The sequence below is a fragment of the Nonomuraea turkmeniaca genome (assembly GCF_005889735.1).
In the GTDB taxonomy this organism is placed as follows: Bacteria; Actinomycetota; Actinomycetes; order Streptosporangiales; family Streptosporangiaceae; genus Nonomuraea; species Nonomuraea turkmeniaca.
In genome coordinates this window covers 22536-46972 of record NZ_VCKY01000058.1, presented here as the reverse complement: position 1 = coordinate 46972, position 24437 = coordinate 22536, and the positions used below count along the sequence as shown (strand labels likewise).

22 protein-coding genes are annotated in these 24437 nt (G+C 69.3%); 14 read left to right on the top strand and 8 right to left on the bottom strand.

The window, feature by feature from the left end:
* Window positions 1-1339: PepSY-associated TM helix domain-containing protein (locus ETD86_RS19015; RefSeq protein WP_138667490.1), on the top strand; the 1339-nt coding region annotated here is incomplete at its 5' end.
* A 284-nt stretch (window positions 1340-1623) separates the two neighbouring features.
* Here the strand turns inward: ETD86_RS19015 and ETD86_RS58235 are convergent.
* Window positions 1624-1755 (bottom strand): hypothetical protein, encoded by a 132-nt coding sequence (locus tag ETD86_RS58235; RefSeq protein WP_342779285.1) that lies wholly within the window; start codon window positions 1753-1755, stop codon window positions 1624-1626.
* A 13-nt stretch (window positions 1756-1768) separates the two neighbouring features.
* Here ETD86_RS58235 and ETD86_RS19005 point away from each other — a divergent pair, with 13 nt between their 5' ends.
* Entirely contained in the window at window positions 1769-2020 is a 252-nt protein-coding gene (locus tag ETD86_RS19005) for a hypothetical protein (protein WP_138667489.1), read from the top strand.
* A 639-nt stretch (window positions 2021-2659) separates the two neighbouring features.
* Here the strand turns inward: ETD86_RS19005 and ETD86_RS19000 are convergent.
* The gene (locus tag ETD86_RS19000; protein WP_138667488.1) at window positions 2660-4657 is read right to left on the bottom strand and encodes a hypothetical protein; all 1998 of its coding nucleotides are present in this window, start codon (window positions 4655-4657) and stop codon (window positions 2660-2662) included.
* 2000 nt (window positions 4658-6657) lie between these two features.
* Between ETD86_RS19000 and ETD86_RS18990 the strand changes: the two genes are divergently transcribed.
* Window positions 6658-8535 (top strand): alpha/beta fold hydrolase, encoded by a 1878-nt coding sequence (locus ETD86_RS18990; protein WP_138667487.1) that lies wholly within the window; start codon window positions 6658-6660, stop codon window positions 8533-8535.
* 376 nt (window positions 8536-8911) lie between these two features.
* On the opposite strand, the gene ETD86_RS18985 is transcribed toward ETD86_RS18990, so the two are convergent.
* Entirely contained in the window at window positions 8912-9700 is a 789-nt protein-coding gene (locus ETD86_RS18985; protein ID WP_342779286.1) for a helix-turn-helix domain-containing protein, read from the bottom strand.
* Between the two features lie 154 nt (window positions 9701-9854).
* Here ETD86_RS18985 and ETD86_RS18980 point away from each other — a divergent pair, with 154 nt between their 5' ends.
* Both ETD86_RS18980 and ETD86_RS55235 read left to right on the top strand, forming a co-directional pair.
* A complete protein-coding gene (locus ETD86_RS18980; protein ID WP_246147998.1) occupies window positions 9855-10655 on the top strand; it encodes a hypothetical protein in 801 nt (266 codons plus the stop codon).
* A gap of 230 nt (window positions 10656-10885) precedes the next feature.
* A complete protein-coding gene (locus ETD86_RS55235; protein WP_170223152.1) occupies window positions 10886-11047 on the top strand; it encodes a hypothetical protein in 162 nt (53 codons plus the stop codon).
* A 54-nt stretch (window positions 11048-11101) separates the two neighbouring features.
* Here the strand turns inward: ETD86_RS55235 and ETD86_RS18975 are convergent, their stop codons facing one another.
* Complete coding sequence (locus tag ETD86_RS18975) at window positions 11102-11431, bottom strand: hypothetical protein (RefSeq protein WP_138667484.1); 330 nt, start codon at window positions 11429-11431, stop codon at window positions 11102-11104.
* A gap of 786 nt (window positions 11432-12217) precedes the next feature.
* Here ETD86_RS18975 and ETD86_RS18970 point away from each other — a divergent pair.
* Both ETD86_RS18970 and ETD86_RS18965 read left to right on the top strand, forming a co-directional pair.
* Window positions 12218-12619 carry a hypothetical protein gene (locus tag ETD86_RS18970; protein WP_138667483.1) on the top strand — a complete coding sequence of 134 codons (402 nt, stop codon included), beginning with the start codon at window positions 12218-12220 and terminating at the stop codon, window positions 12617-12619.
* Between the two features lie 117 nt (window positions 12620-12736).
* Window positions 12737-13873 carry a serine hydrolase domain-containing protein gene (locus tag ETD86_RS18965; protein WP_246147996.1) on the top strand — a complete coding sequence of 379 codons (1137 nt, stop codon included), beginning with the start codon at window positions 12737-12739 and terminating at the stop codon, window positions 13871-13873.
* Between the two features lie 24 nt (window positions 13874-13897).
* On the opposite strand, the gene ETD86_RS18960 is transcribed toward ETD86_RS18965, so the two are convergent.
* Complete coding sequence (locus ETD86_RS18960) at window positions 13898-14323, bottom strand: aldo/keto reductase (protein ID WP_211370152.1); 426 nt, start codon at window positions 14321-14323, stop codon at window positions 13898-13900.
* Between ETD86_RS18960 and ETD86_RS55230 the strand changes: the two genes are divergently transcribed.
* Window positions 14246-14401, top strand: coding sequence for a hypothetical protein (locus ETD86_RS55230; protein ID WP_170223145.1), 156 nt, complete (start codon window positions 14246-14248; stop codon window positions 14399-14401). The two genes, ETD86_RS18960 and ETD86_RS55230, sit on opposite strands and share 78 nt — an antisense overlap.
* Here ETD86_RS55230 and ETD86_RS18955 read toward each other — a convergent pair.
* Window positions 14396-17944: a serine/threonine-protein kinase gene (locus tag ETD86_RS18955; RefSeq protein ID WP_138667482.1), complete on the bottom strand. Its 3549-nt coding sequence runs from the start codon at window positions 17942-17944 to the stop codon at window positions 14396-14398. The two genes, ETD86_RS55230 and ETD86_RS18955, sit on opposite strands and share 6 nt — an antisense overlap.
* Window positions 17945-18108: 164 nt before the next feature.
* Between ETD86_RS18955 and ETD86_RS59155 the strand changes: the two genes are divergently transcribed.
* From ETD86_RS59155 to ETD86_RS18930, 6 genes are all read left to right on the top strand, one after another.
* Entirely contained in the window at window positions 18109-18243 is a 135-nt protein-coding gene (locus tag ETD86_RS59155; RefSeq protein ID WP_281286931.1) for a hypothetical protein, read from the top strand.
* Between the two features lie 461 nt (window positions 18244-18704).
* Window positions 18705-19112: a DUF3592 domain-containing protein gene (locus tag ETD86_RS18950; RefSeq protein ID WP_170223151.1), complete on the top strand. Its 408-nt coding sequence runs from the start codon at window positions 18705-18707 to the stop codon at window positions 19110-19112.
* A gap of 97 nt (window positions 19113-19209) precedes the next feature.
* The gene (locus ETD86_RS18945) at window positions 19210-20154 is read left to right on the top strand and encodes a hypothetical protein (protein ID WP_138667480.1); all 945 of its coding nucleotides are present in this window, start codon (window positions 19210-19212) and stop codon (window positions 20152-20154) included.
* Window positions 20155-20210: 56 nt separating this feature from the next.
* Window positions 20211-20357, top strand: coding sequence for a hypothetical protein (locus ETD86_RS55225; RefSeq protein WP_170223150.1), 147 nt, complete (start codon window positions 20211-20213; stop codon window positions 20355-20357).
* A 768-nt stretch (window positions 20358-21125) separates the two neighbouring features.
* Window positions 21126-21488, top strand: a complete 363-nt coding sequence (locus ETD86_RS18935; RefSeq protein ID WP_138667479.1) for a hypothetical protein — start codon at window positions 21126-21128, stop codon at window positions 21486-21488.
* A 93-nt stretch (window positions 21489-21581) separates the two neighbouring features.
* Entirely contained in the window at window positions 21582-22184 is a 603-nt protein-coding gene (locus tag ETD86_RS18930) for an MFS transporter (protein ID WP_138667478.1), read from the top strand.
* A gap of 481 nt (window positions 22185-22665) precedes the next feature.
* On the opposite strand, the gene ETD86_RS18925 is transcribed toward ETD86_RS18930, so the two are convergent.
* Together ETD86_RS18925 and ETD86_RS18920 are read right to left on the bottom strand one after the other, a co-directional pair.
* A complete protein-coding gene (locus ETD86_RS18925; protein ID WP_170223149.1) occupies window positions 22666-23688 on the bottom strand; it encodes a trypsin-like peptidase domain-containing protein in 1023 nt (340 codons plus the stop codon).
* Between the two features lie 236 nt (window positions 23689-23924).
* Window positions 23925-24401 carry a DoxX family protein gene (locus ETD86_RS18920; RefSeq protein ID WP_138667476.1) on the bottom strand — a complete coding sequence of 159 codons (477 nt, stop codon included), beginning with the start codon at window positions 24399-24401 and terminating at the stop codon, window positions 23925-23927.
* Between the last annotated feature and the right edge of the window lie 36 nt (window positions 24402-24437).

The window sequence follows — 24437 nt, the reverse complement described above, 5'->3', positions numbered from 1 at the left end:
CTCCCCCGAACGCCCGTCGTCCTGGGCCGCGTTGCAGCTCCTGGTGTTGCGGCTGCACTTCTACGCGGGCATCCTCATCGCCCCCTTCCTGCTCGTGGCCGCCAGCACCGGCCTGCTGTACGCCGCCTCCTTCCAGATCGAGCAGGTCGTCTACCAGCACGAGCTGACCACCCCCGCCGGCCAGACGCGCCTGGCCCTCAGCCAGCAGGTCGCAGCCGCCCGCGCGGCGCAGCCGCAAGGCAGCGTCACGGCCGTGCGGCCCGCCGCCGAGCCAGGGCAGACGACGCGGGTGCTGCTGAACCGCCCGGGGCTGGCCGAGAGCACCCAGCTGGCGGTCTTCGTCGATCCGCACACCGGGCAGGTGCGCGGCACCCTGGAGAGCTACGGCAGCTCGGGAGCGCTGCCCGTCCGCGCCTGGATCTCGATGCTCCACCGCCACCTGCACCTGGGTGAGCCGGGGCGGATCTACAGCGAGCTGGCCGCGAGCTGGCTGTGGGTGGTCGCGCTCGGCGGCCTGGTGCTGTGGATCACCCGGCGCCGCCGCAGCCGGCGCCATCTCCTCGTCCCAGACCGGACCGCACGCGGAGCCCACCGCACGCTGTCCTGGCACGGCTCCGTCGGTCTGTGGGCGGTCCTCGGTCTGCTGTTCCTGTCCGCCACGGGCTTGACCTGGTCCAAGTACGCCGGAGCCAACGTCGACGAGTTGCGCGCGACCTTCGACTGGACGACGCCGTCGATCAGCGTCTCCGGCGGTGACCACGGCGGTCACGCCTCCCCTACAGGACATCATGGCGCCGCGACCGACGTCGGGGTGGACCGCGTCGCTCAGGTGGCCGCCGGCAAGAGGCTGTCCGGCCCTCTGGAGATCACCTGGCCCGCCGAACCCGGCGAACCCTACCTCGTCAAAGAGATCGACAAGACCGCGCCGACCCGCCTGGACCAGGTTGCAGTCGACGCGGCCTCAGGCCAGGTGAGCGCCGAGCTGCGTTTCGCCGACTATCCGCTAGCGGCCAAGCTGGCCCGGTGGGGCATCGACGGCCACATGGGACTGCTGTTCGGCCTGGCCAACCAGATCCTTCTCGTTCTGCTGGCCGTCGGGTTGATCTCGCTGATCGTGCTGGGCTACCGGATGTGGTGGCGCCGGCGACCCACGCGCGGCTTCGGCAAGCCGTACGCCCGGGGCGGCTGGCGGAACGTGCCGTGGGCCGTGTTGGTGCCGCTCGGCCTGCTCGCCGTCGCCGTCGGAGTGTTCCTGCCGCTCATGGGCATCTCGCTGGCCGCGTTCCTGCTGATCGACGTCCTGCTCGGGCTTCGCTCCCGCGCGAGCGGCCGGACCTGAGCCCTTCGGGGCTCCTATCAGGGCCACTGCTCCTGAAAAGATGGATTTCGGCGCCCGCCCGGCCGTGGCGACCAAGCTGATGGCGGGCACGACGAGTGCGTCAGGAGTGGGCGCGAGCCCGGTGAGGATGACCGCGCCTGCCTCGGCGAGCAGGTGACGGGCACGATCCCGGGCTATGGCCGTCGACGCGGGTGGGAACGACGCTGAAGGACATCTCAGCTCCGCTCGCCGCGGGAGAAGCCACGGCTACTGGGAACCACGGCAGCCGCGGCCGGGGCCAGGAATCACACCAGCGCGCAGACGGCCAGCACCGGCTCCCAGCCGAAGGCGTCGATGGCAGGCGCGAGGAAGGCCAGACCGACATGCACCAGGCCGTAGGAGACGAGGAAGTCCAGCGACGATACCCGGGCGAGCACCGACGATGGCGAGGTGGTGCTGCTCGACCTGGAGCGCTGCTCGGTCGGCCCGCCCGAATGGGACCTGACCTCCACAGCCGTGAAGGCGTTCACCTTGGCCGGCATCACCGCCGAGGACTACGACACCTTCGCCAGGACGTACGGGCACGACGTCACCTCGTGGCCGGGGTTCGAGACGCTGCGGGACATCCGCGAGTTCCGTATGACCTGCATGGCCGCCCAGGTCGCTGCCGAGAACCCGCGAGACACGATGAGGTCATGCTGAGATTGGCATGCCTGCGTGGCGAGCATGGGCCAAGGCCTTGGCCTTGGACCCGTGCCGTAGCGTCGCAGCGCCTGCTTGGTCAGCGCGCGGCCGAACACTGAGGGACACACGAAACCATGATCATTTCCCAAATGCGGTCCCAGTCGGGTCTTCTCGGCTCAACGGCTTCCAGAAAACCGCAGGTAGAGAGCATGATAAGGCTCTGTAGCTCATCGGACAGCGGGTGCCGCAAGTTCGAATCCTGCCGGGGGCACCGTCTTCGGCCAGGCATTTTGGCCTCTGACCTGCGGTTTCTCTGCCGCAGGTCTTTGCTTCCGAGGCTCTTGGTAGGCCGCCGAGGGCACCCTTATGCAGCCACAGGACCTTGATCAGGGGACATATGGGGGATGATCTTGATGGCATTTCCCGAGGTCAGACACCCCAAAGCATCGGAACCTCAGGCCGATGGCTGCAACCGGTGTGCACTTGATCTCGCAGGCGAGGCGGGGTGCGACTTGTGGTTACACGGCGACTTCGGCTGGCGTGCCTCTGGCGAGCCAGCGGAGGCTCTGGCGCAGGTTGGATGAGCGGCCGGTGAGTTCCCGCTCGATGCCCTCGCGGTTTTCCCGGAAGTGCTGGCGCGCAGGTCATGGATCAAGATCAGTGCTTGCGCTTCTTCCGGCGGCCTCGAGCTCCCGGCGGCCGGGTGGGGACGAGGCGGAGGGGGTGACGGGCGGTCTTGCGGAGCGGCTCGGCCACCAGCTCGCGTAGCTCCCGCAATCCCACGACATCGGGGTGCCCCGACGCCAGGATCGCCTCCACGAACTCGTACGCGTCCCCGCCCCCCATCCTCTTGAGCTGCTCGACAAGCCCCTCAGGCCCCGCGAGCTCCAGCACCGACAAGAAGTTCTCCGCCCCCATCAGCAAGTTCTCCCGCTCACTCAACGACCCGGGCTTCATCTCCCCGGCATCGATGAGCTGCGTCCACACGGCCGGCCCGAGGCTCGGGTCGTGACGTAGGTCATGCAGAAGCCGCCTTTCGGGAAGGGCGTCGGCCAGAACACGCAGCATCGCCCCCACCCGCGTACGGAACGGGCAATCCCGCACGGCCTGCAGCAACATCTCGACGTCCTGCCCCGGCCAGGCCAGCCATCCCTGGAGCTCCGCGACGGCGTCCTCCGGCGGATAGTGCTGGGCGAGCACCCCGAGCAGCTCGGCCGGCGGGGCGGTGGCCAGTTCGCCGATGAGGGGAGCGTCGCGGCCCTCGGCGAGGAGGCGGTCGCGGACGCCGCGCACGCCGAGCGGGGTTAGGCGGACCAGCGGGAGGTCGGGCTCGGCCAGGGCGGTGCGCAGGCGTTCGACCGCGTCGGGCGGCAAGGGCTGATCGTCGTGGTCGAGGTCGCTGGCGTAGAGGGGGTCGGCGGGGCCGCGGGTGAGCTCCACGGCTCCGAGGTCGGACAGGACCTCGAACATGCGCCCCAGGTCCCGGGCGGCCTCGCGGCGCCAGAGATCGAGCAGGCGCTCTTCCTCGTGGTCGAGAACGAAGTACTCCTGGCAGGCCAGCCACACCGTCTCTTCGAGCCGGACCACCGGCATCTCGCCCAGCCCGTACATGGAGTTGAGCACGTCCGGCAGGATCTCGCCGAAGACCTCGGCCAGGATGGGGTCGGGCCGCCATGTCTCGACGGGCACGGTGACCACCCGGCCCAGCTCCGGCAGCACCTCGAGCGCGCGCCGCCACAACGCCTCCGGGTCGCGCAGCAGAGGTGCGGCCTTGGCCACCCGCAAGAGCCGGCCCTTGCTGGTGCGGGTCAGGCGCAGCTTCTTGGCCCAGGCGAGCAGCAGGTTGAGCTGCGGTAGTTCGGTGGCGCTGCGCACGCGCAACCGGTCCTCGCCGGTGCCCAGCAGGGCCGACACCTCCAGGGCGTCGGCGATGCGGAGGTTGCCCGCGTCGGTGAGGGCGCGGCCGTCCTTGCCCACCCAATCGGCCAGGGTGATCAGACGCTGGACGGTCCGGCTGCGCGCGGCGGCCTCCGTCAGCTCGGACGCGGGAGGTAGGGAGACAGGCGGCTGGGGAAAGGCGCGTTCCTCGTCGATGCCGCCGTTCACGAAGCGGTTCTGCATGATCTTGTCGAGCACCTGCTCGTCGTACGGAACGCGTCCGGCGTCGAGATCGCGCTTGAACCGCTCGAACGCCCCCGGGACGGTGAGATCGACGCCCTGGTCGAGAGCCGTGTGCGCCCAGAACGTCGCCAGCCCCCGCAGCGTGGGATCGTCGAGCGCGGCCGCGTACTCCGCCCGCGCCCCGGCGATGATCTCCTCCGCCTCCGCGAGCGTGGCGCCGCGCGGGTCGCGAAGGCCCGTGACGTCGAGATAGCGCAGGTACGTGCGCAGCACCTCCGGGGCGAGGTCGAGCTCCTCCCGCGGGGCCGTCACCTTGTACGGCACGTACCGCAGCAGGAAGAACCTGATGCCCGCCTCGTCCCAGTACGCCAGCCGGCCGTCACGGCTCTCGTGCCGCGCGTCGACGGCGGCGGAGAGCAGCAGGTCATCGACCGGATGCCCGTGCTCCTCCGCCCAGGTGACACACCGCCGGATCAGCAGGTCCTTGACGGCCTCGAACTCCTCGGCCTCTTCGGGCTCGAACCAGGTACGCACAATCCAAGCCTCCCATCCCTCCAGGGTCACCGTCTCGCCCGTCAGACGGGAGTTCTCGGCGGCCCAGGCGATGAGATGGCTGTACAGGCTCTCGCCGGGCGAGCAGCCTTTATCGCCTGTTGGCCGACGAGCTCAGTCAGTGCCTTATCGGCCGCGCATGCTCAATCGGTCAGGTCGCTGATGCTCTTGCCTGCGCTGCGCGGCCTGCCACGCATGGATGGGCCTCGATGAGCTGCCGGCCGATCCGGCGCAGGGCACGCACGAGCCGACTCCGTGGCCTCGGCGGAGTCGAAATCCTCACCATCGCCAGCGGACGTCTCCACGTGCGCCTGGGCACAATCTCGAGGTTGAGGCCTCTGCAGCGACACGGACAGCGAGAGGACCCGCATCTGAAGAGCGGGAACGCCGTGCGGGGCTTCCACCACGGTTGTTGCTCTGACCAGGCCAAACAGTAGTCAGGTGACGGGCGATAGGAAGTCGTCGTTCAGGAACCGGTGTACGTCAACCGGCCCGCCGCATATAGCCCATTAATAGACATACTTGACTTCGCACGACGCGAGCCTCCTAAAGCGGTGCCGCAGACATCCGATCTGCCTAAGTTGTCAAGCCAGCAACTCGACCAGCGCCCGCCATCCATGCGCGTCGTCGCTGATGCGTCGTTGGCCACCAGTTTTCCAGCCTGGTCGACCAGGGCGACGTCGTGGTGCTTTTCCGCCCAGTCGATCCCGCATGTCAGCGGCAACAGGTCCTCCTTCGTTGGTCGTAGCGGCAGGTGAGCCGTGCAGGGACACGCCACGCCCTCATGAGAGAGCTCGACGGCTCGACATCCGATCAGCAGTTCGTGGCCCCAGGCGGCCGCAGGCCGCAGGCCGCGTTCTGCGCAAGGGCTCGGCGGCCCGGGTGAACAACAGCGGCGTCTCCTGCGGCTGCCTCACGCCACGATCTTGGCGAAAAGTACTGATGGGTGGCGATCGAGCGGGACCGACGTGCGCTGCCTTAGCAAAGGGCTCCAGGCCCGGTATCAACTCAGGCGTTCACTCGGTCCCTGTCGATCGCCACCCATCAGGTCTCGCCCCATCACGCACGGCCTGCGGTCAGGAGTCATGCTCCGATTCGAATCTAGGCTTCAGGGCGAGGACTCGAGTCGGCGAGCTCGGGGTCGTACGAAGTCATTAGGTTCGAATCCTGCCGCGGGCACTCATCTCGACCAGGCATTTCGGCCTCTTACCTGCGGTTTCTCGGCCGCAGGTCTTTTGCTTGTCAGGCCCTTGATAGGTCGCATGAACAGGTGCATGAACGCAGCCAGTTCCCGATCCCACTTGGCGCCGCCGATCCTGCCCCGGGTGGGACTCCTCCTGCCGCCGCCAGTGCTCGACGCCCTCCAGGTCCTGCTCTCGAGCCTTCGTCCAGGCGCGGCCACGGCTCCACAGGAAAGTCCAGGAGCAGGCGGATGTCCGGGGCGTCGTTCCGCCGGGTCTCCTGCGTACAGGACCGGGACTCCCTCGACCGGGCATACGTGCTCAGGCGCGGATCCACCCGGTAGTCCGGCGACAAGAAGATCGCGTCCCCGGCCCGGACACCGACCTCACGCTCCCGCTCGGAGAGGTCCTTCCCACCCGCCTGAACCCGACCGCCGAACACCGCCCCGGACGGCATCTCCGGGTACCGAGAACACGCGCCGGTCGGCCACATCCGCTCCTCTACTGAACAGGGAACAACATGCCAATCCAATAGGGAAGGTGGACAGCGGCCGCTACTGACTGCCCCTGGCCAAGGAACCGAGGCGGGCCGGACACACAGCGGCCGTCCTTCTTCCTTGGACGCCGAAGAACTGATGCGTCTTCCGCGAGCCTGGCTCGGTGGCCTTAGGCCGTGACCCACAGCTCGCCTGTCGGACGTCCACCCCACCATTAGGGGTTTCCGCGGGAACGAACGGCGAACGCGTTCCGGGCTGGCCGGACAAGTGTTTCGAACATATGCGTCATGCGGCCGTAAAAATCATGATAGGACGTACGCAGCAAATTTTCAGGATTGGACGGCTGGGGCGCAGGCTGACCACGTCGGCCGCGCTCACCGTCGCTGCCGCCGGCTTCCAGGCCGCCGCGGCCGTCGACCGGTGGTCACAGGTCGGTCGCATGCTGCGCGTGGGCCGGCCGACCAATGATGGGAGCACTGTGCGAACACGATCTTCTCTGCTCGCCGCCGCCTTCATGGCGGTGGCGACGTTGTTACCTGTTTCGGCCGCCGTGGCGGAGGCCCCTGGCGGAGCCGCCGCGACCCCGACGGCGTCGGGCACTCCGAAGGCCTCGAGCACTCCCAATGCCTCGGGAACCCCGACGGCGTCGCCGAGCCCGACGGCCTCCAAGACCCCGGCTCCGGGGAAGAGCAGTATCACCTGGGCGCCTTGCGAGGAGGAGCCCTCCGCCGAGTGCGGCAAGCTGGCGGTGCCGATCAACTGGTCCCGCCCGAACGGCGCCAAGGTCGAGCTGGCCGTCGCACGCCGCAAGGCCACCGACCCGGCAGCCCGGGTCGGGTCTCTGGTGCTCGGCGCGGGTGGCCCGGGCGGATCCGGTGTGGAGTTCGCCTACAGCTCCCCCGGCTTCTTCACCCCGGAGATCCAGAAGCGGTTCGACATCGTCGGTTTCGACCCGCGGGGCGTGGGCCGCAGTCACCCGATCACCTGCTCGGCGTCGGTGTACAACCAGGCGCCGTACGCCGTCATGAAGAGCCAGGCCGACTACGTCAAATGGGTCGCTTTCGCCAAGAAGCTGCGTGCGGACTGCCGGGCCCGTACCGGCCCGCTGTACGATCACGTCGACTCGGTCAACGTCGCGCGTGACCTGGACGCCCTGCGCGCCGCGCTCGGCGAGGAGAAGCTGACCTTCTACGGGGTCTCGTACGGCACGCTGCTCGGCCAGATGTACGCCGAGCTGTTCCCCAACAAGATCCGGGCCATGGCCCTGGACAGCAACATGGACCACAGCCTCGGCGTCAAGGCGTTCCTCGACAGCGAGGCCGCCGCCGTCGAGGACGCCTTCGACCAGTTCGTCGGCTGGTGCGACCAGGAGCCCAGTTGCGTGCTGCACGGGAAAGACGTCCGCGCGGTGTGGGAGAGGATCCTGGCCAAGGCGCGTGACGGCAAGCTGTACTGGCCGGGCGTCCCCGGCAAGCCGGTGACCGAGCTCCAGGTCCTGTGGAACGGCGTGCTGGGCACCGAAGGTCCCGCCTGGGCGCTGCTGGCCGAGGTGCTTCGCGCGCTGGACGGCGGCGAGCCGCCGTCGTGGGTGCCTCCGCTGCCCGGCCGTCAACCCGTGTCCGGAGAGACGGCCCAGCTGGCCACCACGATCCTGTGCGAGGACTACAACCTGAAGGTGCGTAGCTACAAGGAATACGCCTTCCTGCTGCGCAGCTCCAACCGCCGCGCTCCTGATATGCGCTTCAACCCGATGCCGATCGAGGACCTGCCGGTCTGCCTCAACCACCCCACCAACAACCCGCAGCACCGGCTGCGTTACACGGGCAGCGCTCCGATCCTGCTGGGCAACTCGCTGCACGACCCCTCCACCCCGTACAGCTGGTCGGCCAACGTGGCCAAGCAACTCGGCCCGAAGGCCGTGCTGCTCACCTACGAAGGCTGGGGCCACCGCATCTACGGCAAGGACGAGTGCAGCACGGTGCCGATCGACAACTACCTGATCTCGCTGACCGTGCCTCCGCACGGCTTCCGCTGCCCCGTGGGCGGCAGGGTCGAGACCAAGCTCAAGAAGGATCAGCGTGAGCTGTGGCGGACGGACGGCCTGAAGTGGGCCGGTCCAGGGGCGGGCCTGCCCCGCTTCCCGGCCCTGGCTTTCACCGGCACGTCCAGGACGTCCGGCTGAGCCTGAACGGGCTTTAGCCGGCGTCTGACTACGCGCCCCCGTCCCGACACCTCGCCGGGGCGGGGGCGTAGTCGTTTTCGCCGGCGGCCTTTGAAGCCGATCGGAAGCAGGCGCCTACAACCGTAATATGCCGATATCTACAAGAATCGGCCACATGCTTCCGTCCTTCGAGCCCCAGCCGACTCCCCCGAGCCACGGTGACGCAGACGGTCGGCTCTGCCGGCGCGAACCCTTGGCTGCTGGTACGACTCGGTGGTGGATCGGGAGCTGGGGCTGGCCAACGCCTGCCGGCGGCCCACCTCGCGTACGCGCCCCTCCTGCTGGACCGTGAAGATGAGCCGGCGGGCCATGGGCGGGATGGCTCCGCCTGGCGATTTCACGGCTCGGTGTTGACCTGCTGGCTCTGCGTTCCGGTGGCGCCGCTGCGCCAGTGCGGCGGTGCGCTCTGCCGCGGGCCCGGCTCTACCGTGGCCGCAGTGGTGTAGCGTCCGGGCGGCACCTCCTGTGGGAACGGCCCGCAGGTGCTCGCCTGACCTGCTGCCAAGGCACCGAGTTCGCACGTCCGGAGGGTCTTCGCCAGCGGTGCGCGGGATTCGATGTCGTGCAACCAGACGTAGGCGACCGCGCCGTCGACCGCCTGGACCGCGCGCAGGTCGAGGGAGGTGACCACGGCGCCGTCGGCCACCGCGACACACGGTTGGATCGATATCGGCACGCGCACCGTGACGTGGGGCGAGCGGCACCGCGTGGGTACGTCCGGGACGGCATCGACCGGGTCCCAGATGAACACCGCGGTGGCCGTGACGAGTGCCAGCACCGTACCGATGACCGCCGCGACCTTCAGGAGAGCGCTTAGCCTCTGCTCCTGGCCATGTACTTTGTCCGCTATGGCCGACTCGCTGGGCTCGGGTTCGCGGGTGGTCTGGGTATTCTGCGGGATCTGGCCGTTGATCTCGTGCCAGCGCTGCTCCCACTCGGCCGTGTCCGTCACGCCGCAGGCGCGTACGTAATCAAGGGTCGCCGCCAGGCTGGGCAGCCGGAGTCCCTTCGCGGCTTCGGAGAGCCTGCTCGGCGAGCACCCGACCCGAGAGCCCATGATCCGGTAAGTCGGTCTCCCCGCCGCCACGCGCAAGTGGCGTAGGTCATGCGCGAAGCGTTCGATCAACCCGCTGTCGGGATCGAGTTCGCGTTCTGGCCTGCCCAATTCACCCTGCCTCGTTGATCAGGTATCCGATCAGTGGTGATCAATCAAAGCGTGACAAGGATGAGCCGTATCGGGCAAGTCGAGTCCGCCGTCTAAGGAGGCACGGGTGAAGAGAATGTTCGCGGTGGTGGCTGCGCTGGCGATGGGGGCCTGTGGTGTCGCGGCACCGGCACAGGCCGCCATAGGGGTGGCCTTCCGCGCGTATTCCGGCGCGAGCGAGAGCGCGCACCAGACCCAGTTCGAGAGTCTGCGCCGCCAGGGCTACCGGCCCATCACGGTGAGCGTGTCGGAAGGGCCGAGCTATGCGGCCGTCTGGGTCAAGAGCGGGGGCGGAGCCTGGATCTCGCGGAGCGGGATGTCCGAGGCGGGCTTCAGAGCGCGGTTCGAGGACTACCTGGCGCAGGGATACCAGCCGATATCGGTGTCCGCGACGGGTCCGGCCGGCCGTGCGACGTTCGCCGCGCTGTGGGAGAAGCGCTCTGAACGGTTCTTCTCCCGTATGGGGCTCACCGGGGAACAGTTCGACGCCTACAACCGGAAGGCGTACGCAGACGGGTACGTACCGGTCTCAATTGACGTGTACGGCACGCCGTCGGATCCCCGGTACGTCGCGGTCTGGCGGCAGAGCCAGGGTGGCGGATGGTACTTCTCGCACGGAAAGCCGTTCGCCGCGCACAAGAAGTTCTTCGACGAGCGCACCGCCGAGGGGTTCCGCCCGACGGCGGTCGCGGTAGCCCCGGGAGGGGCGCGGTTCGCCGCGATCTACCGCAAGGACGGTGTCCGCCCCTGGTACCACTACATTGACACCTCCGGCTCCGCCTACCAGCGCAGGTTCGACAGCCTGGTGGCGCGCGGCCTGCGCCCGGTCCAGGTGAACGTCGAGGACGGCGTGTACGCCTCGGTCTGGGTCGGCTGACCAATGGGACAAGAACCCGGCTGGTACCGGGATGGGCAGGGAACCGCTGTCACTGGGACGGCTACAAATGGGACCAGAAGAACGCCGGCTACGGTCCCTACGGCCTGAACCCGGGCGACCGGCCGGCCCTGCCGCCCAACCGGCGGCCGGCCCTGGCGCCCAACCGGCGGCCGGATCGGCCAGATCAGCCGGCTCCGAAACCACCTTCACGGGACGCAGGTTGTGCGGGCGTGATCGGCGTGGGGGCCGTCGTCATCCTGATCGTCTCGAAGTGGGTGCAGAGCATGCGCTGGCTCTTGCTGATCGCCTGCCTGATGGGGCGGTCGCGTTCGTGGTCGCGGCCGGCGGGGCAGGCCGAGCTCGCCTTTCAGGAGGTGGCGACCGCACGTTAGAGGCCCGCATCTCATGGACGCGGTCGTTGTAGTCGCAGGGCTGCGCTCAACACCTCACTTGCGGTCTTCGCCGAGCAGGTCAGCGTGTTGAGCAGCGGTGCCGGCAGTTCGCCGGCACCGAGTCCAGAGGATGGCCACGGTGAGGCCGAGCCGGGCGCGGAGGACCGCGTACCCGGGTATCGGCTTGTGCTTGAGGAAGTGTTCGACCATCGTCGTGACGCCCAGGGCCGCTTCTTCGTCCGCATTCGCGCACATCACGCGTAGGCAGGCGGCGACCTGTTGTTCCCACGGTTCCGTAGGCGTGCTCTCCTCCAGCACAGCGCGCGCTGCTTGCGATGCGCCGCGCAAGCAGTGGACGATGATTGCCGCCTGTCGTCCCTCCATGAGGTGCTGCCCTGTGCGCCGTGGCGTGCGTGACGGCCTCGTCCCAGCGTCCGGCGAGCGCCAGGGCGCGGATGCCGTCCGCGAGGTATTGCAGCCAGACCCATTCGCGTAGCTTGTGGTGCTCCTCCCGGGTGCCGGCGAGGTTGGTCAGTGGCAGGGTGCGCCCCTCGATCTCCAGGTTGGTGCCGTCCATGACGGTCTGGTACATCGCATCCAGCAGCCGTAGTGCGTGCCGCCCGCCACGGCTTGTAGCCGAAGCCGACCGGGATCCTGCAGGGAGCTCCGCACCCTGATCGAGCAGCGCCCGAGCGCGCTGCTACCGCCGCTTCTTCGCGTACAGGACGGCACGGGCCTCGTCGTGCCGCCCCTCGGCGACATGGGAGGCGGCGAGTTGCTCGCGCGGCTGCGGGTGGATCTCCTCACGCCACTTGGATCGGCGGGCACGGCGCCCTCGAAGTTCAGGCCGAGCGTGATCTGGGTGTCGACGAAGCCGACCTCCCCCTGGGCCGTCATGCCGCGCCGCGCGGCTCACCGAAATTCGCCTCCATGGCCACCGCCTCATCGAAGACCGGCCGACCGCGGCCCGGTAATCCCCGCGCGATGTCGAGTGTCATTGGGCGATCTCGGATGGAGACGTCGGCGTCTCACCGACCCCCACGGCGGTGTCGTCGGTGTCAGCGGTCGCGCCAGCACGGCAACAGTCCCGTGTCAGAGCGGTCGGCGATCGTAAACGCCATGAACGGTGCAGCGCCTGCCCGTTCAACCGAAACTCCAAGGAGCACCATCATGTCGATCACACTCTCCGACCAGGACCAGCTCACCCTCCGCACCGCCGCCTGGGGCGCCGTCTCGCTCATGTCGGCCGCCGGCGCCGCCGGCTCGGCCCACAAGGCCGCCACCAACGGCTCCATCGCCCTGACCTCCGCCACCGGCCTGGTCGGGCACGTCCTGGCCAAGGCCCCCAAGGGCCTGACCGGCAAGACCGTCGCCGCGCTCGCCGACCAGGTGCTGCCCGCCCTGACCGCCTCCACCACCCTGCTCAAGCAGCACGCCCCCGACGAGGCCGAGAACTTCCGCCGCACCGTCACCGTCGCCATCGACGCCGCCGTCCAGTCCCAGAAGGGCGAGCCCAGCCCCTCCATGACCGAGATGGCCCGCCAGATCACCGAAGCCCTCGGCGCCTCCTGACGGCCACGCCGGCCCTGCGCAACCCCAGCACGTCACGGGGCCCGCTCCGGCCCCCGTGACACTCCAACCGCCCAGTCAATTGCCTTTTTCGTAACAGATCTGAAGGAGCACACCATCGTGTCCACCATCCGTACCGGCCAGGACGAGTTCCCCCCGCAGACCGGGCAGGACCGCCCCGAGCTGCAGCAGGTCATCCAGGAAATGGTCGATTCCGGCTTCGTCGGGGTGTCGCTGCGCGTACGCGACGAGCGGGGCGAGTGGGTCGGCAGCGCCGGAGTGAGCGAGCTGGGCGGCACCGAGACGCCGCCGGCCGACGGGCATGTCCGCATCGGCAGCAACACCAAGACTTTCACCGCCACCGTGGTGCTGCAGCTGGTGGCCGAGGGCCGGATCGGACTGGACACGCCGGTGGATGACTATCTGCCGGAGTTCGGGCTGGACCGGCGGATCACGGTGCGGATGCTGCTGCAGCACACCAGTGGCGTGTTCAACTTCACCGGCGACTTCGACCCCGACGGGACCTTCGTGCCCGGCATCCCCGCCACCCCTTCGGGCAAGGAGTGGGTGGACAACCGCTTCCACACCTACCAGCCCGAGGAGCTGGTCAGGCTGGCACTGTCGAAGCCGGCGCGGTTCGAGCCGGGCACCGACTGGAGCTACGCCAACACCAACTACGTGCTGGCCCGGCTGCTGATCGAGAAGGTCACCGGCCGCCCGGTCGCCGAGGAGATGCAGCGGCTCGTCCTCGGACCGCTCGGCCTTTCAGGCACCGTCCAGCCGACCACCCAGACCGACATCCCCGAGCCGCACCCCCACGCCTACTACCGCTACGAGGAAGACGGCGAGCAGCGGACGGTCGATGTCACGCGCCACAACCCGTCCTGGGTCTCCAGTGGCGGCGACATGATCTCCACCACCCAGGACCTGGCCACGTTCATCTCCGCGCTGCTGGGCGGCAAGCTGCTGCCGGCCGAGCTGCTGACCGAGATGTGCACGCCGGAGTCGAAGGCCGGCTACGGCCTGGGCGTGTTCGTCCAGAACGTGCCCGGCGGCGGCACCGTCATCACCCACAACGGCGGCATGGCGGGTCACGCCGCACTGATGTACAGCACCCCCGACGGCAGCAAGACCCTGACCGCCGCACTCAACTACATCGACGACTCCGCGCTGTCCATGGGAGCGGCCTTCCAGCAGGCCACTCAGCAGCTCGTCCAGGAGGTGTTCGGCAGCGGCCAGACCGAGCCGACCCAGTAGACAGTGCCGAACACCCCGGAAGGCTCAGTTGCCCACGCCGAGGTCGCACATGAACGCGGACGGGTACCGGTCGCCGCGGGCCGCGCCCGGCGGCACTGCCTTCTCGATGTCGGCGAGGTCGTCCGCGGTGAGGCTCAGGTCCATCGCGGGCTGCGCCTCGGCCAGCCGCTCGCGGGTACGGGCGCCGGCCAGCGGCACGATGTCCTCGGCCTGCGCGGCCAGCCAGGCGATGGCCAGCTGGGCGGCAGTGCAGCCCTTCGCCTCGGCGACCCGGCGCAGCGCGTCCACGAGGGCGAGGTCGTGCTCCAGGTTCCCGCCGGAGAACCTCGGGCTGAAGCCGCGCATGTCGCCGGGCCCGAGGACTATGCCGCGTTGGTCGACGAGTACGGCGTGGGGAGGCTGGCCGGCGTGCTGCGGCTGCTCGGCCCCGGGGCGCCGGAGGGCTTCCACCTCGCCGCGGAGGAGGCCGCGGTGAGCGGGCGCCTGCGTGCGCGGCGAGCGAGTGGTGCCGCCATCCCCTGGTCATGACCACGATCGTGCTTGTCCCGGCTGGGTCGAGGGGGCACAGACCCGGCGGTAGGGCAGCTCGGGGACGAAGCGGTGCCACTCCCCCGGCGACAGCTCATGTCCCGCGAGCGCGCACACCGCCGTCGCCGTCAGTGCCGGATCCATTTTCTCCGCCCGCACCTCACCCCGCACCCCGACCGTGTACAGCAGCCCGTCCGAGGGCGCGAACGACAGGTCCACCGCCTCCTCTCCAGCGGCGAACGCCCCCATGGAACGTCCCGTCGCCACATCCCACAGGCGGACCCCGGCCGGTGTGGACGCCGCCAGCGTGCGGCCGTCGTGGGAGAAGGCGGGCGCCGACGCGGACTTCGCCGCCAGCCGCACCGCCGACGGCCGCCAAGTGCGGGTGTCCCACACGGTGATTCCCGCCGGTCCCGCCATCGCCAGTGATCTGCCGCCGGGGCCGAAGACCGGGATGCCCGCGTCCAGCCGCCGTACCACGCGCCCGGACGGGATCTCCATCACCGCTCCGGTCCCGGTGACCAAGGTCCGGCCGTCCGGGCCGAACGCCACCGGCTGGTTCGCGTGCGCCTCCCGCAGCAGCGTTGCCTTCTTCGTACGCCATCGCCACAGCTCCGTCGGCGCCTCGCTGCCCTCGTCCAGATCGCCCACCTGGGTGGGAGAGACGGCCAGCGAGGAGCCGTCCGGGCCGAACTCCAGCGTCGACACCCCCTCCATCTGCTGCTTGATCGCGAACACCGCCTTGACCGTGAGATCGGCCGCGTCCAGCACCGCCACCGACGCTCTCTTGGGGTCGGCCCCCGCCAGGCTCAGGAATCCGCCCACCGCGACCAGCGAGCCGTCAGGGCTGACCGCCACCTCGCAACAGGGGGGGCCGTCCGCGCCGGCCCCTTCGGCGGCGACCCGCAACGATCGCGGCGACCCGCCGGTCTCCGCGTTCCGCACCTCCAGCCGGCCCTCTATGACCGCCGCCGCCGTGGTCCCGCCCAGCGCGCCGCTCACCGGTTCGGCGGCCCGCGCACCGCCCGGCTCGGCCGTCCGCAACGTCAGCACCGTCCCGTTCTCGCCCAGCAGCCGTAGCGTTCTGCCGTCGGCGCCGAACGCCGAGGGCGCCTCCACCCCCGACGTCGCGAACGGCACCCGCGACAGCTCGCTGCCGTCCGCGGTCCGGTACACCGCGATCTCGTCGTCGTCATCGGTCACCAGCAGCGCCCCGTCCGGCGACAGCGCCACATGGCGCGTGCCCGCACCGTCGGCGAACGTCCAGTCCAGCGCGGTGCCCGTGGCGAGATCCCAGAAGCTCACCGCGCCATCGCGCACCGTGGCGAAGACCTTGCCATCCGCGCTGAACAACGCATCCGTGACGTCCCTCCTGTCCTCCAGGTACTCCAGCGCGCGCTCCTTGCCCGACACCAGATCCCACACCCGCACCCGCGAGGTGCCAACGGAGTTCAGGCCCGTCACCGCGTACCTGCCGTCCGGGCCGAGCTCGTCCACCAGGGCGCCCCCCGGCGCGCGGAGTGCCCGGCGGGTGCGCACATCCACCCACACCGTGTTCGGCACCTCCATCCCCGAGGGCAGCCGGAGGAACCTGCCGTCGGAGCTGAACCGCATGGACTCCTGCACCAGGAACGTGTATCCGCCGCCGAACCCGGTGCCCACCGGCCGCCCCGACCGTACATCCCACAGCCGCACCGACCGTTCGTCTCGCACCGCCAGCAGCGAACCGTCGTGGTTCAGGGCCGCCTGCCGTACACCCGCGCCCACGCCCGTCAGCCGACCGGCCCGCTTGTGCCCGGCCACGTCCCACACCGTCGCCACGCCCTCGCGCACCCCGACCAGCATCGTGCCCGTGGTGTTCAGCGCGTACACCGTTCCGGGGGCCGCGTCCGGAGGGGAGAACACGTCCCGGGCCGGATGCGTCAGCGCCTCGCGCAATCCCGCCAGCGTCTCCGGTTCCTGTGGGCCGATCCGCCACGCCGCCACGTTCAGCAGCATCGCCGTGCGCGGATCGGCCGGCCGCATCCCCTGCGCGCGGATCACCAGGGACCGGGCCACCGCCCGTTCCAGGTGCGCCGCCACCGCCGCCCTCTCCGTCACCGCCTCGCGCCGCCGCGCCTCGGCGTACACGCCCGCGCCCGACGCGACCAGTGTCAGCGCCGCCAGCGCGGCCGTCACCTGGCGGCGCCGCCGTGACCGGCGCGCCGCCGCCGTCAGCCCCTCGGTCAGAAACCGGTCCTCCAGCGGGCTCAGGGTCAGATAGCGCCGCCCGCCGGTCGCCCACGTACGCGCGACCTCCAAGGCGCTGCCCTGGTACAGGTCGCTCGGACGGCGTTCGTGGAGGTCCCACAATCGCGCCGCCTCGCTCAGCCGCCGGTGGATCGCCAGCCCTGGCCGCTCAGCCTCCAGCCACTCTCGTAATCGCGGCCATGCCCGGGGCAGCGCCGCGTTCGCCAGCCGCACTCCGGCGTCCTGCCTGACGACCAGGCCGGCCCCCAGCAAGGCCGTAAGGACCGTCTCGTGGCCGGGCCGGCCCCCGCACACCTCCGTCGGATCGGCGGTCCGCAGCACGTCCTCGCCGCCGTCGCCCGTCTGGATCAACCGCAGCAACACGTCCGGCACCACCGCCCGCTCGGCAGAGGGCAGGGCGTCGTACATCCTCTCCGCCACCGCCCCCAACGGCGGCGAGGCCACCATCACCGCCGGCCGCGCCCGCGCCGCGGCGCTGAACCCGCGATCCAGCAGCGCTCCGCCGGGCCCGCGCCCGCCTCGGCCGCTCAGCAGATCCAGCAGCAGATCCCGAGCCGGAGGGCGGTCCCGCGCCGGTTTGGCCAGGGCGCGACTCACCGCGGAACGCAGTACCGGTGGCAGCATCTCGCAGTCCGGCTCCAGCGTCAGCACCCGATGCATGATCGCGCCCATCGTCGTCGCCTCGAACGGGCTGCGTCCTGTGGCCGCGAACAGCACCACCGCCGCCCACGCGAACACATCCGAGGCGGGCCCCGCCCGTTCGCCGCTCAGCACCTCCGGGGACATGTACGGCGGAGTGCCCCGCACCTGGTTGGACGCCGAATGCGACATCTCCTGGGTACGGGCGATCCCGAAATCGATCACCCGCGGGCCCTCGGGGCTCAGCAGCACGTTGTCCGGCTTCAGATCCCGGTGCACCACGCCCGCCTCATGGATCGCCACCAGCGCGGTCATCATGCCGATCGCCAAGGCGTGCAGCCGGTCACCGGAGAACGCCCCGCCCTCCTCCACGGCCCGGCGCAGGCTCGGTCCCTCGACGTACTCGCTCACCAGGTACGGCTGGTCGCCCGAGCCGTCCGCCGCGATCAGCCGCGCGGTGCAGAACGAGGCCACCCGCTGCGCCGCAGCCACCTCCCGGGCGAAGTCCTTGCCCCGGGATCCGCGCCGGAGCACCTTGACCGCTACTCGGCCTCCCGCGTCGTCGTAGGCCTCGTAAACGACGCCCTGGCCGCCCTCGCCCAGCTGCCGCGCCACCCAGTATCCACCCAGCCGATCAGGATCACCCGCCGCCATCGCACTCTCCACCCCGCCGAGCGAGCGCGTGATTGCCGCGCCTTCAGGAGAGTTCGACGCCACTGGCACGCCTTTGGTTCAGGACGACTGCGAGGCGCGAGGAGACCGCCGGTTACCCAGAATGAAAGGGCTCAGTGGGCATCACGGCCACACAATAACCGTAGGTGGAGCAGAAGATCGTGATGCTCTGCCTGGCCGTTGGCTTGGCCCGCCTGATCGGCTGGACCAACATCCCCGCAGCCACCAACGACTACCGCCGCCCCGACGACGACCCTCAGCTACTCGGTCTCACAACATGAGATGAGTTACTGCGCGCCAGACTTACCCTCAGGCCAGGGCCAGGGTCCGGCGCCACGTGTGGGGCCACCACCTTCATCCCGCACTGACGATTTCGGCACTCGTTCACTCTCGTGAACACGACTGTAATTAGCACATACATTCTATGGCCATGGAGATTGACATGGTCATCAGCGCCGGACAGCACCTCCCAGATCGGATCGTTTGCAGCCATGAATGCCTTGTTGTCCGTATTGATCGGCCCGCAAAAAACGTGAATGTGACTCCGCTCACACTCCGATCACACGCATGAACCAACCCGTCGGCAACTTAGTCAAACGCCTAAAGAAGTTATTCCACATCTGAACACCACGTACATGAAGGAGAACCGCAGTAGGGGCAGACCACCTTACCGAGCCTTATGGCACGCGGGAAACCAATCCTTGCCACGGCTGATTCTCACTTTAGCGAAAGGCGACCCTTATTGGAATCGACATCTTCACCCGGGCTGATCTGTTTCTTTGGGTTGGTATACCTGGCGTACGGTACCTGGCTGCTGATCAGCGCACGACGGCTCCGTGCCCGCGGGGTTCGGGTACCCGGCGTCATCACCGGTCTGGTGCAGAGTCGGGACCCTGATAGCTCTACATGCAAGCCGATCTTCCGTTTCACGACCCTCGAAGGCCACGAGGTCGAGGTCACCTCGAAGTTCGGTGAGGCCAGCCCTCCTCAACCAGGAGATCGCGTCTCCATCCTCTACGACCCTCAAAAACTGCGACATGCCCGCATCGACACCGGCGGTCAGCGCGGCTCCGCCATGGGGCGGATCTTGACGGGCTTCGGCCTGCTTTTGGTGACCCTCAGCGTGCTCATCACTCTCAATATCGTCTGACTCCGATGGGGCCGCGCTCCGAACTCCTGCGAGCACTGGCTTCTCCGTCCAAAACCAGAGCGTCCGCGGTGCCGAGTTGATATCGCAAAGGAGCCAGATGTCCGCAGTACAACCGCAGCACGGCCGCAGGCCCGACCCCGATGATGGCCACGCGGCCAGGCGCGTCATCGCCACCGTGCTCTTTCCATGGATGACCGCCAAGTTCCTGTTCAAACCCCGGGTCGGCCCATTGCGCAAAGACCGGATGCTGAACCGGCTCGCGTTCTGGCGATCGGTGGTCGGCCTCGGCGTGATCCTGATAGCGACCTCCCGCTATCAGGACGTTTGGGCCAACATCATCCGAAAGGCGATGGAAACCGGGCGGCTTGCCTTGGTTTTGCTGCCGCTACCGATCCTCGTGATATTCATCGTGACCCGCTCCGGCCACCGCATCCAACTCCTGCCCGGCGTACTGCTTCTGATAGGACGTGCGGCGCTCGCACTGACCTTCTTCTACCTGCCGATCGTGTTAATCTTCGCCGCAGCCGGTGAGCTCAGCATCGACTCCCTCGCCAACGGTGACGCCCAATTTCAGCGTGACATCGACGTCAACGCCTCGGGGGCAGCAGCACTCTGGCTGCTCGCCGCGATAGGCTTGGCGTTCGTCCTCGTTCCCTGGTTCTTGTGCTTCTGGTATTGCACGATCTACTGGGCAGCGCGCACCGGATTCTGGATGGGCGATATCCATCCGCTGCTCGCACCGATCGGCACAACGAGTCTCATGCTGCTGATCAGCGGCCAGGAGATCATCGCACGCGACACCAATGGCGTGCCCGACTGGCTGTGGCTCATGCTGAACCTTTGCGGCGCGGCCACGGCGCTGGTGCTGGCCATATTCGAATACCGGCACCTCCGGTCGACCGGTTACCGATTCCGCAACGGACCGGAACCAGCGGCCACGGATTCGGACAGCCGGACGGCCGACGTGGAGGTCGAGATCGGAACCGCAGGACCGGCGACCGCGCCGCCCATTGCCGGCACGCCTATCCGGCTGCACGAATAGATCCTATGGCCTGGGCCGGTGATCAGGCGTGAGCAGAGGCTGTTCAAGATCATGTTATGACGCAAGACCTGAACGCCCTCTTGTGGCTGGAGTCCCACTTCGAGGACGCCGATCCGCACAAGCTCAGCAGAATCACGCCGCCGCTACTGCCGCCCGAGAGAGCGGTTCGCGACTTCATGGCTCTGATGTCACTGTGCGACTGAGTGAACCCTTAGCGTTATTCCTGGCTGATGGGCGTGGATATGCTGAGATGGCCGGGTGAGTGAGCGCAGGCCGTACGTGAGCGACTAATCCGATGAGCGATGGGCGTTGCGTTGATCGAGCCCAGCGGCGAGCCTGCCGCAGCCGCATCACAGCCACAGATCTTGCGACTGTTGACCCACTACGCCGAATCGGCATCACGGCCGGCGGGCTGGGGTGCATTTCCCGTAGGCCGGCATCGACGCTGACGCGCGGTCGGTAGCCGAGGTCGGTGCGGGCGGCGCTGCTGTCGTAGGAGCGGTCGCGGCCCATGTTGGCGACCAGCCAGTTGGTGACCGGGGGCGGGTGCGCCTGCGGAGCAGGCGTGCGCTGCCGTCCACCAGGGCTACGATCGGCGCGGCGATGGCCCGCGGGATGCTCCGGCTGGCGGTGACGTCAACACCCTGGGTTGCCATCAGGGCGGTGAAGAAGTCGCGGATCGGCATGGGGGTGTCGTCAGTGACGTAGTACGGCGCGCGCCGTGGCGACCGCGGGTGAGCGCCAGCACGACGGCGTCAGCGAGGTTGCCGACGTGAACGAAGTCATGATGTGGCGGCCGCCGTCGATCCACAACCACCTGCGCCAGCAGGGCGACAGCTCGGCGGGGCGTCTCCCGCCGGATCGGAGTGAACGCGAACCAACTGGGGACCGGCAGAGCTGCCAGGAGGGTGATAGCAGCAGCGAGCAGGCCCCTTACCTCTTCCACGTAGGCCTGGTTGAGGTGCAGCAACATGGCCAACGCCACCTCGCCGCGGGCCAGCCACCAGCTTGAGCACATCGCCACGGCGAGGTGGATCGCCAGCATGGCGGGCGTCGACCCTGTGCCACGCGTGGGCCACCCGAGCCAGGCTGCTGGCGGCGGTGGCCCTGGCCCATCTCGCCCTCGGTGCCTTTCTGCTGCTCGGTCCCCGGTCGCGTTCACGTGGTTCTCCCTGGCGGCGCCGCCCGGCGTCGCCGACGTGCTGGCCGACCAGCGACTGGCCGGGGCCGTGCTCATGCTCCTGCCGCTGCCGGCGGCGGCCGTGCTGGCCGAGCGCATGCTCTGGCTCAGGCAGACGGCACTGGCGCGGCTACGCACGAGTCCACCGCTTTAGGACAGCTTGCCAGGAAGGGGGTACATGCCCAGGCCAGCAGCCTTCCGGCCCATTCGGGAAACCGGCGGCACGCCATGCGATGATGGCGGCGCCATGTCAGCCACCGCATTAGCCATCGCGCCGGCCGCCGCGCCGGTCGCCGGGTCCGCCGGCGCCTCGCTGCGCGCGCTGCGGGCCGCCGCCTTCGCGGCGGTGTCGGTCGTGCTCGGCCTGGTGGCCCACCTGCTGGCGGGCGGTTCGGTCTCGGTGGCATGCCTCCTGGTCGCGTGGGGCGTCTCGTTCGTGCCGGCGCACCTGCTGGCTGGGCGGGAGCGGTCACTTGCGGTCATCGTCGCGACGTTGACCGTCGCGCAGGTCGCGCTGCACCTGTTGTTCTCCTCGGTGCATGCCGTGGAGGCCGCGGCCGGGCATGCGCACGCCCACTCCGGGTTGGTGCCGGACATCGGCATGCTGACCATGCACGCCTGGGCGGTCGTGCTGACGGCGGTCTGGCTTTCCCGCGGCGAGGCGGCCGTCTGGGCGGTGCTGCGCCGCCTGGCCGTCCGCCTGCTCATCGCGATCTTCGCCGTTCCGGCGCCTCACGCGGTCATCGCCCCACCGGCCCGGCGGCCGGTGATCCTGCGCTCGATCCTGCTCGGACATGAGATGGGCCGGCGCGGCCCTCCCCGCGGCTGCGCCATCTTCACGTCCGCCTGACCGTACTTCACGCGTCGCGGCGGACCTTTCCCACCTTTCACACCCCTTCGAGGGGTGTCCTCGGCGTGCGCGCTCCCGCGAGCGCCCGCCGAGCCGAATCAGGATCGAACCGTGCCGGCTCAGCCGGACATCACCGCAGGCCCGGACCACCTCCCCCGCGTCTTCCTGCCTCTCGACCCATCGCCCGCCGCGCCCACACCCCACGGTCGTCCATCAGCCGAGGATGAAGCGACGCGCGCACGAAGTCAGGGTTCGACTCAACGTTGAGGCCACGGATCCCCAGCCGGCACTGGATACACCTCCGTGACCGGGGAGACCGGCAGGAACGCCCTGAACGCTGCCATCGCGCACCCGAGTGCCCACGGGCCTGCCCGCCCCGAGCTGATACCCACTTAGGGATTTGAAAGGCCGTCTCGGGGGTTGGCGGTGGACGGGCCGTTCAACAGCGGCTGGTGCTTACCGTGGAGGTGCTGGTCGAGCATCACTGCGGTCCGGGGTTGTCCACGATGTCCAGGGCGGCTGCCCGGGCCACGTCCACGGGAATCGCGACGGCTTCGGGGACGGCCGGGATGGTGGTGAGGACGCCGAGCACGGTGCCGCGCGCGTCGAGCAGCGGCCCGCCGGGGCCGCCGGGCGGGAGCAGGGCGTCGGTGCGGATGGCGGGAATCCGCGTGCCGCCCGGCAGGGTCACTGGGTGATCGAGGTCCTGGATGGTGCCCTGGGTGACGGCTCCCGCCGCCCCGATGGCGAGCACCGGATCGCCGACGCGTGCGCGGCCGAGGCCGAGGCCGGAGTGCAGGGGCGGCAGGGCGGTCCCGTCGAGTTTGAGCGCGGCGATGTCGACGTCTTGGCGGCGGCCCAGTACTTGGGCGGTGCGGCGGGTTCCGTCGGGCAACACGACGGCGATCTGGTCGACGCCGGCCACCAGGTGTGCGTTGGTGACCAGGATGCCGGGCACGGCGACGCGAAACGCCGCCCCCGCGGGCAGGGTCACGACGCTGCGGGCCGCCGGGATGGCCGGTGACCGGTAGGCCGCCCATTGGGCGGGAGTGACGCGCGCCAGCAGGGCGAAGCGGTCTCCGCGACGGGTGTAGAGGGCGGCCTCGCCTTCCGCGATGGGGGCGGCGGGGGACAAGATGCTCGGGTAGACGCCGTGGCTGACGATCACCAGGTTCGGCTCGCCGGTCTGCGGGGCCTGGCGGCGGATCAGCTCGTTCAGACGTTGCTGGGCCTGCTGGTCGGGCTGTGGATACAGCCGTTCCAGGCCATGGACCACCTCGGCGCGGCCGAAGGCCAGCTCGGCCGTGTCCCGGCTGCGGCAGTACGGGCTGGTCCAGACCGCGCCGACGCGCATGCCCGACCGGCGAAAGGCATGGCCAATCGTTCGGGCGTCGGCACGGCCCTGAGCGGACAGATTGCGCTGGGTCGCACAGTCGTCCAGATCCACGGGCTCGGCATCCGGCTTGCTGTGGTCAGTGGCCGCGTGCCGGATCACGATCGTCATGCCGTCATCAGGAAGACGGGCGAGCCCTGGAGAGGTGGAAGCGGTCGCGGTCCCGGAACGGACAGGAGCGACGGTGCTGGAGGCGGCAGTTCGGGCGGTGTCGGGCGGCGGCGGGGCGCTGCAGGCGCTTACGGCGATCAGGACGGCGGCCATGAGCGCGGCCGGTCTGAGAGCCGGGGCTCCTCTGGAGAGCCGGGCGGGCTCAGGGGACGGGGCGGAGGCCATGAGGTTCTGGCTTAGGTGACGGGTGCGGTGCGGGTGCGGCGCTGGGCGTACAGCCGGTCGAGGCTGAAGCGGCCGGCGCCCGTCAGCAGCAGCGTGATCGAGGCGGCGCACATGCTGAAGGCGAAGCCGGAGCCGCTGCCTTCCTGCCCCATGACCAGGGATTCGCCTCGATGCACGAAGATCAGCGCGCCCGCCATGACGACGACGAAGCCGGCGCTGATCACCCGGGTCAATGCGCCGAAGGCGACCACGGCGCCGCCGAGGAGCTGGACGTACGCGGTGAACGGGGCGCTGATCTCCGGCAGGGGAATGCCGGCGTCGCGGTAATTGACGACGTTGGCGCCGACCCCGCCGTCCTGGCTGACGTCGCCCCAGCCGTGGGCGATGAAAACGGCCGCAACCGCCAGGCGCAGGACCAGCAATCCGGCGTCAGATGCGTTGTCGAGAAGCACGGTACGAGAAGGATGTTCGAGCTGTCGCTGGGTCATGGCCCCACTTCAGCACCGGCGGCCCGCGTACCGGAA

Bases quoted from the DNA above. Each gene is read 5' to 3' on its own strand.
- ETD86_RS18990 (WP_138667487.1), top strand. From the start codon at position 6,658: ATGATAGGACGTACGCAGCAAATTTTCAGGATTGGACGGCTGGGGCGC.
- ETD86_RS18980 (WP_246147998.1), top strand. From the start codon at position 9,855: ATGTTCGCGGTGGTGGCTGCGCTGGCGATGGGGGCCTGTGGTGTCGCG.
- ETD86_RS18975 (WP_138667484.1), bottom strand. From the start codon at position 11,431: ATGGAGGGACGACAGGCGGCAATCATCGTCCACTGCTTGCGCGGCGCA.
- ETD86_RS18970 (WP_138667483.1), top strand. From the start codon at position 12,218: ATGTCGATCACACTCTCCGACCAGGACCAGCTCACCCTCCGCACCGCC.
- ETD86_RS18955 (WP_138667482.1), bottom strand. From the start codon at position 17,944: ATGGCGGCGGGTGATCCTGATCGGCTGGGTGGATACTGGGTGGCGCGG.
- ETD86_RS18945 (WP_138667480.1), top strand. From the start codon at position 19,210: ATGTCCGCAGTACAACCGCAGCACGGCCGCAGGCCCGACCCCGATGAT.
- ETD86_RS55225 (WP_170223150.1), top strand. From the start codon at position 20,211: ATGACGCAAGACCTGAACGCCCTCTTGTGGCTGGAGTCCCACTTCGAG.
- ETD86_RS18935 (WP_138667479.1), top strand. From the start codon at position 21,126: ATGGCCAACGCCACCTCGCCGCGGGCCAGCCACCAGCTTGAGCACATC.
- ETD86_RS18930 (WP_138667478.1), top strand. From the start codon at position 21,582: ATGTCAGCCACCGCATTAGCCATCGCGCCGGCCGCCGCGCCGGTCGCC.
- ETD86_RS18925 (WP_170223149.1), bottom strand. From the start codon at position 23,688: ATGACGATCGTGATCCGGCACGCGGCCACTGACCACAGCAAGCCGGAT.
- ETD86_RS18920 (WP_138667476.1), bottom strand. From the start codon at position 24,401: ATGACCCAGCGACAGCTCGAACATCCTTCTCGTACCGTGCTTCTCGAC.